We start from the raw sequence: 7,372 nt of genomic DNA, 5'->3' as shown, positions 1-7,372 counted from the left end.
GGCTACAGGTTTTTTTCAGTATAATTACCAAAATAAACATGTAAAAAAACTGGTTCTTTTAGGTGCTCCTGCAAAATTTGTAGATGTTTTTAAACGTTATGTAGATATGATGTCTTTTAATAAACGCATCGAAAATGGTTTAAACAACCTCATCGTTAAACGCTTTAAGAAAGAGCCTTCTCATTTTTCTTTAGCCAATTTTGCTAAAACTATAACTACAAAAACCTTGGTAGTACACGATACCGAAGATAAAATTATTCCGTATAACGATGCTGAACTTATTGTAGAACATCATACCAATGCAGAATTTGTTACTACTACTGGTTATGGGCATGGTTTACGTAATGAAGTCGTTTACAAACATATTCTTGACTTCATAAACAGTTAAAAGCGTAACTTTGCAGTATGGAAGAAAAATTAACTAGACTTAATAAATACCTAAGCGAAGCTGGTTATTGCTCGCGTCGTGAAGCCGATAGACTTATTGATGCTGGGCGTGTAACAATTAATGGCTCTGTACCAGAAATGGGAACTAAAGTAAAAGAGAGCGATATTGTTGAAGTCGATGGTAAGTCTATTACCGAACGAAAGTCTGATTTTGTTTATCTCGCCTTTAATAAACCTGTTGGTATTGTTTGTACTACAGACACGCGTGTTGAAAAGGATAATATTATAGATTTTATAAATTACCCTAAGCGCATCTTTCCTATTGGACGATTAGATAAACCAAGTGAAGGTTTAATTTTTTTAACCGATGATGGCGACATTGTAAATAAAATATTAAGAGCCAGTAATAACCACGAAAAAGAATATGTAGTTACGGTAGACAAACCTATTTCGCAAACCTTTATAAAGCGTATGGCTAGCGGTATTTATCTTTCCGATTTAGATAAAACGACTAAACCATGTACAGTAGAAAAAATAGACTCTTTAACCTTTAAAATTATTTTAACACAAGGGTTAAACAGACAAATTCGTAGAATGTGCGAGTATTTAACTTACGAGGTAACCTCTTTAAAACGTACACGTATTATGAATATTCCTCTAGATGTACCCATTGGAGAATACAGAGCGTTTACAGCAGAAGAACTAAAAACGCTTAAAGGACTTTTAAAAGACTCCGACAAAACATTTAACTCAAAGCCTTCTAACAAGAACATACAGTCTGTAAATAGACGCAAACGATAATGCGTAACGTTTTTAGAAACATATCTAATACTAAACGCATATATACTATTATTTTTTTAGTATTAGTAGTTACTATTACTTTCGAGACCGCACAACAACTGTTTTATATAAAACGTTTTAATTTAGGTAACGACGCTACTTTTTTTGGCTTACTAAAAACACAAACTTATCGTTGGTTTATTTGGTTAGGTTTGTCTGCTATTTTAGTATGGTTTGCAAAGCGTAGTGCTACTAAACACACCCTTACTTTACCTCTTTTTATTAACTTTAGCTTGGTTATACTCGGTTTGGTTGTAATTAATGTAATAAGCATCGCGTTTATCCAAATGTTACTTACCGAAACCAAGATTAGTTTATCTCCTTTTATAACAGAATATGTTACCTTTTTTGCTTTTCAAAAAGGCCCAATGTATACTTTGGGCTACATTGCTATTTCTATAATTTTACATTTCTATTTTGTTAACGAACAGCTACAGATAGAAATACAAACGGTAGCAGATTTAAAACAAGAAAACAAAACGCTTTACCAACAATTAAGTACTAAAATTGATGATAAAGCTTCTATTTTAAATATTAAAATTGGAAACAAACGAAAAATCATTCCTGTGGAGGATATTAATTGGATTGAAGCCGACGATTATTGTGTAAAAGTACACACAACCTCTGCACAAACTTATACTATGCGAAGTTCTTTAAAAGCTTTAGAACAAAAATTAGGCGATAACTTTTTACGCGTACACCGCAAAGCTATTGTAAACATGGTATTTGCTAAAGAAATTAATTTATCGCAATCTCCTGTTTTAATTTTAGATAACAACGTGGAAGTTGCAATTTCTAAGAGTAAATTAAAATTGGTTAGGGATTTTGTTGGTTAAGGTTTTAACCTAAATTCTTTTCAAAACACCTACTATCTTTTACATCTGTATATTGACCATAATTAGGGATTAAGGTATATCCGTTTTTTTTATACAGTCCAATGGCTTCTACTTGCCTTACTCCTGTTTCTAAAATACATGTATTATAAGACAGTTCTCTAGCCCATGCCTCTAATTCTAAAAGTAGTATCGACGCGATGCCTTTACCTCTACTTTGTGGAGCCGTATACATACGTTTAATTTCTACTGTATGGGTATTAAATTCTTTTATTGTACCACAAGCTAACGGTATGTCTTTATTGTAAGCAACTACCACGTGTTTTATACTATCTAATTTATTAAACTGATCGTAAAACGCATGATCATCTCCATCTGTTACAGCCAAATAGGCATCTAACTGTTTTACTAATGCTATAAAATCTTTATTTTCAGAATTGGTTCTTATAAGTTTCATTGTTTTACACCTTGTAATCTTTATTTATTTTCAATTGAAACCTAAATGTAATTAAAAAATAGTTTTCTTTTTATTTATTCTATTTCCGTATAAGACCTAATAGCAAATAATTTAATCGCATTTGCTAAACAACAATGGTTTTCTAATATATGCAGCCAATATAGTAGCTATTGGTATTAACATAGCAAGCTCGGCAGGTTTGCCTTTATACATATGTACCAGCACTATAAAAACCATATATAATACTAACATTAAGGTGCCATAAAGCATTGTTTTATTATATAAAAATAGAATAACTCCTACTAGTATAAAAATGCCTGCAATTAGTATTGCTGCACTGTTTTCTACAATTTTACCCGTTTGGCTTGGTTCTAGTAATTTATTTAAAGCATTTGGTATGTAAAACAATAGTATAATTAAAGATGGTAACCATATTAATAGACGTTTAAGTACTTTTTCTGTTTTCACTGTTACGTTATTTTTAGATTTATTTTTCAAATCTATTATATGTTCAGTTACTTACATCTTTAAAACAAGTATGTGTTTATAATTAATTATTAAGCGTTGGTTTATCTGTAATAATCGTTACTCTGTGTTTAGATTACTTCAACTGTTCTACAAGAAAAATCAATTTCTATGCTTGGTTTTCCGAATCCTGTTAAAACTATCAACTTCCCGTAGAACAAGTTGCCTTTCATAAAATAATTAAAAGAATAAATTTCTAGTTCAGAATTTGCGCTTATTAAGATAATTTCTGGTTCTATATGATTAAGTTCACTAAACACTAATGTTTTCTTAAGATGATCTTCTTTATCCTCTTCCCACAACATTATTTCCAATAGTAACTTAGATGGTGATTCTTTTTGAATGTTTATATATTTTAGTACTACATCATGAAATTCTATCAATTCTAAGTTTATAAAATCAATCATTAATTACAAATGTTATTCTGTGTTATTCTCATAGAATAATCTACAAAGACTATAAATACTTACTCCTTATTGAGTTCCTCTTTATTATTTAAAAAAGTTATAAGCTCGGACACCTTGTTAACGACCTTAACTATAATACCTTTTTTATTTACTACTACATGCGTTGGGTATATTTGTAAATTAAGCTTCTTTTCTATAAAATCGTTCTGCTCGGCTACTACATTATAATAAAAGTTTTTTTCTTTTAAAAACACATCTAGTTTAGGCTTAGTATCTATAGCAAAGCTTGTAAATACAATATCGTTTTTTTCTTTATATGTTTCTACTAATCTATTAAGTTCAGAAAATTCAGCCACACAAGGTTTACAGGCTATAAACCACGTTTTTAATATTGCTGTTTTACCTTTTATTGTTTTATTCGAGTGCTGTTTTCCTTTTATGTCTGTAACATTAAACTCTGGAAAAGTTGTTCCTTCCATTTTATAATGTTTTAAAGCTGTTACAGAAACACTTTTAATTGTAGATGCAATTGCTTGGTTAACGTCTTCGCCTAGCTTATAAAGTTTATACTTTACAATTTTAGTATCTGGTTTTAATTGTATTGTTATATAATTCCCAGTAGTTAAAGCTTCTAGAAACTCATTTTTAGATATTACTTCTAAATCTTCGTTAATAGCAATAAAGTCTAACGATAAATTAATTTTATTGTAATGATAGCTCCACCATGTCATATAATCATTTACCAAATCGTTATAATTTACAACAGGGGCTCCAATATCTGTATTTTCAGTTTTAATATTAGTTGTAGGTATTTTTTCTTTACAAGAAGAAAGGGTAATAAATAAGAGTAATATTAAATAAAAATGATTTTTCATTGACTAACAACTTTATTCTACAAATGTAGAGGTTATTTATATTCTACAAACATAGAAAGCAATATTGTTTTAATTTATAATATAATTAAATACCCATAATCTATCATAAAGTATACCGTCAACCTATACCAATTTCAGGTTCTCAACATGAAGCATTTATGCTTTTAAGAGATTATGTGATGTTGAAACAAGTTAAGCATGATGCCGTGTGTAGCATTATGATACAAAACGGACAATTAGAAAATATAATTATAGAGAATATTCTCCTGTAACAATTTGTTATCATTAAACATTAGCTTTTTATTAACGCTTTTTACTGCAAATAGCATGCTTTTTACTGCATTTTATGTAATACACAACTTTCTTTTGCTTTGATTTGAAGTTATAAACAAAAAACGACTATTATGAAAAACACATTACTACTTTTATGTTTAATATTAATTACTTCGGTCTCTGCACAAACAGAAAACGAGCCTTCTAAAGCTTTTCCTTATGGACAACCTCATCCTGATGCTCCTGAGCAAATTAAGGACTATGAGCCTTTAATGGGAGAATGCAACTGTAAATCGACTTCTAGAAAACAAGATGGTACATGGAATGCCCCAGTAGACATGGTTTGGAGGTGGAAATATATTATGAATGGTAAAGCTGTACAAGATGAAACATTAAAAGCCGATGGTGCAAATTCTGGAAGCATTAGACAGTTTATTGCAGATAGTAGCAAGTGGTACGTACATTATTATGCTTCTAAAAAGCCATCGACAACGTTATCGACATGGACTGGTAACAAAAAGGATGGTAAAATAGTATTGTATAAAGAACATAAAGCTCCTAATGGAACAGAGGGGTATTATAGACTATCTTTTTACGATATAAGTAAAAAAGGGTATAAATGGGTAGGTGAATGGGTTGACAAAGCTGAAACTATAACTTACCCTACTTGGAAAATAGAATGTACTAGATCTAAAAAAATATAAAAAATGTCAATTGGAAGTATTATTGCTATAATAGCAGGCTCTCTAACTGCTTTGGTTGTGGCTGCATATTATACCATTAAAAAGAAAAAGAAGTAAGAATTAAATAGTATTTTTATAGGATACTTAAATCTTACATTATGTCTCAACTATCTCCTTTTCATATTGCTATTCCTGTTCACAATTTAGAAGCTTGTCGTACTTTTTATAGAGATGTTTTAAATTGTGAAGAGGGAAGAAGCAGTGAGCATTGGGTAGATTTTAATTTTTTTGGACACCAACTTGTTATCCATTATAAGGCACAAACTAATAACGATGTTGTTACAAATATTGTAGATGCGAAGGCTGTTCCTGTACCTCATTATGGTGTAGTATTGCCATGGGATACGTTTCACTCTTTTGCTGAAAGTTTACAACAAAAAGACATTACATTTATTATAAAACCTTATATAAGGTTTAAAGGTTTAGTTGGAGAACAAGCCACTATGTTCTTTAAAGATCCTTCAGGAAATGCTTTAGAGTTTAAAGCTTTTAAAGATATAGACCAACTGTTCGCCAAATAAACAGCTTATAATATATTTTTTATTTGTTTTTAATTTTTCTCTCTATATAGAAAGGCAAATAAATTAATAAGCAATACGGTATAATAACTAATTGTGCATTAACTATATAATAAGGCCAGTCTCCAAAATAATCTAATACAGAAGCGCCTTCTGGTTTAGCATTTAAATATGAATAATTAGCATTTAAAGCTAAGTTAACTACATACATTATTAAAATATAAAACTGTAGGGCAATTATAGATTTAAAAACACTTTTAAATTTTGGTCTATAATTAAACACAAATGTGGCATAGAACATCACTATTACTAACCCCACATGTACAATCCAATATCTAAAATAATCAAATACAGGAAAGCCATTAGCTATATCTGGAGTAATGATGCCTTGAGTAGTACCAGCTATTACCCAAAAAAACAGGATTTCGTACATCCAGTACTTTCTATAGTAGGTATAAACGGGTATAATTAATGCCATAAAACTACATAGAAACAATGGCAAATCTCTACTTAAACTATAGTTACCTAAACTATAGTTTTGAATATTGAATATTATTATAGTTAAAGAAGTAAAGGAGCCTAGTACATTAAAAATAATTTTTTGTTGTTTGCTATTACACTTATTTTTAGCAAAATATATTAAACTAATTCCAAATACTATTCCTATAAATATAGGCAGTAAGTGCTGTAACGAACCTATTTGTACTCTCTCCAATAGAACAAGTGCATATTTCATATAATGCAATATACATAAATATACGTATAAGCTTACTTAGTTTCTCTGTGGCGCTCTCTAGCTAACAATGTGTTTTTTAACAACATAGCAATAGTCATAGGTCCCACTCCTCCTGGCACAGGTGTTATATAACTTGCTTTTTTACTTACGTTTTCGTAATCTACGTCTCCTGTAATTCTATAGCCTTTTACTTTTGTATCATCTGGTACACGAGTAATTCCCACATCAATAACTACCACATCGTCTTTAACCATTTCTGCTTTTAAGAAATTAGGTACTCCTAATGCAGAAATAACGATATCGGCCTGAGAAATAATTTGAGTAATATTTTTAGTATGACTATGGGTTAATGTTACCGTAGAGTTTCCTGGAAACCCTTTTCTTCCCATTAAAATACTCATAGGTCTTCCTACAATATGAGACCTTCCAATAACCACTGTATGCTTTCCTTTGGTATCTACATTATAACGGTCTAATAATTCTAATATTCCAAATGGTGTTGCTGGAATAAACGTAGACATGTCTAATGCCATTTTACCAAAATTCATTGGGTGAAACCCATCTACATCTTTATCTGGATGTACTGCCATTAATACTTTTTGCGTATTAATTTGTGGAGGTAAAGGTAATTGAATAATAAAGCCATCGATATCGTCATTATTATTTAATTCTTCAATTTTATCTAATAATTCTATTTCGCTTGTTGTATTGGACAGTCTTACCATGGTAGACTCAAAACCAACACGTTCACAAGCTCTTACTTTACTTCCTACGTAGG

General features: G+C 30.3%; 12 protein-coding genes. 6 read left to right on the top strand and 6 right to left on the bottom strand.

The window, feature by feature from the left end; all coding sequences use genetic code 11:
- From ACVC2P_RS02825 to ACVC2P_RS02815, 3 genes are all read left to right on the top strand, one after another.
- The coding region (locus ACVC2P_RS02825; protein WP_452596968.1) for an alpha/beta fold hydrolase at positions 1 to 388 on the top strand (388 nt) is incomplete at its 5' end.
- A 17-nt stretch (positions 389 to 405) separates the two neighbouring features.
- The gene (rluF, locus tag ACVC2P_RS02820; RefSeq protein ID WP_452596967.1) at positions 406 to 1,188 is read left to right on the top strand and encodes a 23S rRNA pseudouridine(2604) synthase RluF; all 783 of its coding nucleotides are present in this window, start codon (positions 406 to 408) and stop codon (positions 1,186 to 1,188) included.
- On the top strand, positions 1,188 to 2,063 hold the full coding sequence (locus ACVC2P_RS02815) for a LytR/AlgR family response regulator transcription factor (protein WP_452596966.1): 876 nt from the start codon (positions 1,188 to 1,190) through the stop codon (positions 2,061 to 2,063). Before rluF ends, ACVC2P_RS02815 begins: the two co-directional genes overlap by 1 nt.
- 4 nt (positions 2,064 to 2,067) lie before the next feature.
- Here ACVC2P_RS02815 and ACVC2P_RS02810 read toward each other — a convergent pair whose 3' ends face one another.
- The 4 genes from ACVC2P_RS02810 to ACVC2P_RS02795 all read right to left on the bottom strand — a co-directional run bounded on the left by ACVC2P_RS02810 (position 2,068) and on the right by ACVC2P_RS02795 (position 4,324).
- Positions 2,068 to 2,517, bottom strand: a complete 450-nt coding sequence (locus ACVC2P_RS02810; RefSeq protein ID WP_452596965.1) for a GNAT family N-acetyltransferase — start codon at positions 2,515 to 2,517, stop codon at positions 2,068 to 2,070.
- A gap of 111 nt (positions 2,518 to 2,628) precedes the next feature.
- Positions 2,629 to 2,985 carry a hypothetical protein gene (locus ACVC2P_RS02805; RefSeq protein ID WP_452596964.1) on the bottom strand — a complete coding sequence of 119 codons (357 nt, stop codon included), beginning with the start codon at positions 2,983 to 2,985 and terminating at the stop codon, positions 2,629 to 2,631.
- Between the two features lie 128 nt (positions 2,986 to 3,113).
- Positions 3,114 to 3,449: a hypothetical protein gene (locus ACVC2P_RS02800; protein ID WP_452596963.1), complete on the bottom strand. Its 336-nt coding sequence runs from the start codon at positions 3,447 to 3,449 to the stop codon at positions 3,114 to 3,116.
- A 59-nt stretch (positions 3,450 to 3,508) separates the two neighbouring features.
- A complete protein-coding gene (locus ACVC2P_RS02795; RefSeq protein WP_452596962.1) occupies positions 3,509 to 4,324 on the bottom strand; it encodes a TlpA family protein disulfide reductase in 816 nt (271 codons plus the stop codon).
- A 404-nt stretch (positions 4,325 to 4,728) separates the two neighbouring features.
- Here ACVC2P_RS02795 and ACVC2P_RS02790 point away from each other — a divergent pair, with 404 nt between their 5' ends.
- The 3 genes from ACVC2P_RS02790 to ACVC2P_RS02780 are packed head-to-tail and all read left to right on the top strand — an operon-like array spanning position 4,729 to position 5,861.
- Positions 4,729 to 5,301 carry a hypothetical protein gene (locus ACVC2P_RS02790; RefSeq protein ID WP_452596961.1) on the top strand — a complete coding sequence of 191 codons (573 nt, stop codon included), beginning with the start codon at positions 4,729 to 4,731 and terminating at the stop codon, positions 5,299 to 5,301.
- 3 nt (positions 5,302 to 5,304) lie between these two features.
- On the top strand, positions 5,305 to 5,397 hold the full coding sequence (locus tag ACVC2P_RS02785; protein WP_452596960.1) for an LPXTG cell wall anchor domain-containing protein: 93 nt from the start codon (positions 5,305 to 5,307) through the stop codon (positions 5,395 to 5,397).
- A gap of 41 nt (positions 5,398 to 5,438) precedes the next feature.
- On the top strand, positions 5,439 to 5,861 hold the full coding sequence (locus tag ACVC2P_RS02780) for a VOC family protein (protein WP_452596959.1): 423 nt from the start codon (positions 5,439 to 5,441) through the stop codon (positions 5,859 to 5,861).
- A gap of 19 nt (positions 5,862 to 5,880) precedes the next feature.
- On the opposite strand, the gene ACVC2P_RS02775 is transcribed toward ACVC2P_RS02780, so the two are convergent.
- Both ACVC2P_RS02775 and ACVC2P_RS02770 read right to left on the bottom strand, forming a co-directional pair.
- On the bottom strand, positions 5,881 to 6,594 hold the full coding sequence (locus ACVC2P_RS02775; RefSeq protein ID WP_452596958.1) for a YwaF family protein: 714 nt from the start codon (positions 6,592 to 6,594) through the stop codon (positions 5,881 to 5,883).
- A 32-nt stretch (positions 6,595 to 6,626) separates the two neighbouring features.
- Positions 6,627 to 7,372: bifunctional 5,10-methylenetetrahydrofolate dehydrogenase/5,10-methenyltetrahydrofolate cyclohydrolase (locus ACVC2P_RS02770; protein WP_452596957.1), on the bottom strand; the 746-nt coding region annotated here is incomplete at its 5' end.

This window comes from Pontimicrobium sp. MEBiC01747 (genome assembly GCF_053601635.1).
This window is presented reverse-complemented; position numbering and strand designations above follow the sequence as displayed.

What these genes read in the sequence shown, in the direction of transcription:
- rluF (WP_452596967.1), top strand. Translation starts at nt 406, where the DNA reads ATGGAAGAAAAATTAACTAGACTTAATAAATACCTAAGCGAAGCTGGT.
- ACVC2P_RS02815 (WP_452596966.1), top strand. Translation starts at nt 1,188, where the DNA reads ATGCGTAACGTTTTTAGAAACATATCTAATACTAAACGCATATATACT.
- ACVC2P_RS02810 (WP_452596965.1), bottom strand. Translation starts at nt 2,517, where the DNA reads ATGAAACTTATAAGAACCAATTCTGAAAATAAAGATTTTATAGCATTA.
- ACVC2P_RS02800 (WP_452596963.1), bottom strand. Translation starts at nt 3,449, where the DNA reads ATGATTGATTTTATAAACTTAGAATTGATAGAATTTCATGATGTAGTA.
- ACVC2P_RS02795 (WP_452596962.1), bottom strand. Translation starts at nt 4,324, where the DNA reads ATGAAAAATCATTTTTATTTAATATTACTCTTATTTATTACCCTTTCT.
- ACVC2P_RS02790 (WP_452596961.1), top strand. Translation starts at nt 4,729, where the DNA reads ATGAAAAACACATTACTACTTTTATGTTTAATATTAATTACTTCGGTC.
- ACVC2P_RS02785 (WP_452596960.1), top strand. Translation starts at nt 5,305, where the DNA reads ATGTCAATTGGAAGTATTATTGCTATAATAGCAGGCTCTCTAACTGCT.
- ACVC2P_RS02780 (WP_452596959.1), top strand. Translation starts at nt 5,439, where the DNA reads ATGTCTCAACTATCTCCTTTTCATATTGCTATTCCTGTTCACAATTTA.
- ACVC2P_RS02775 (WP_452596958.1), bottom strand. Translation starts at nt 6,594, where the DNA reads ATGAAATATGCACTTGTTCTATTGGAGAGAGTACAAATAGGTTCGTTA.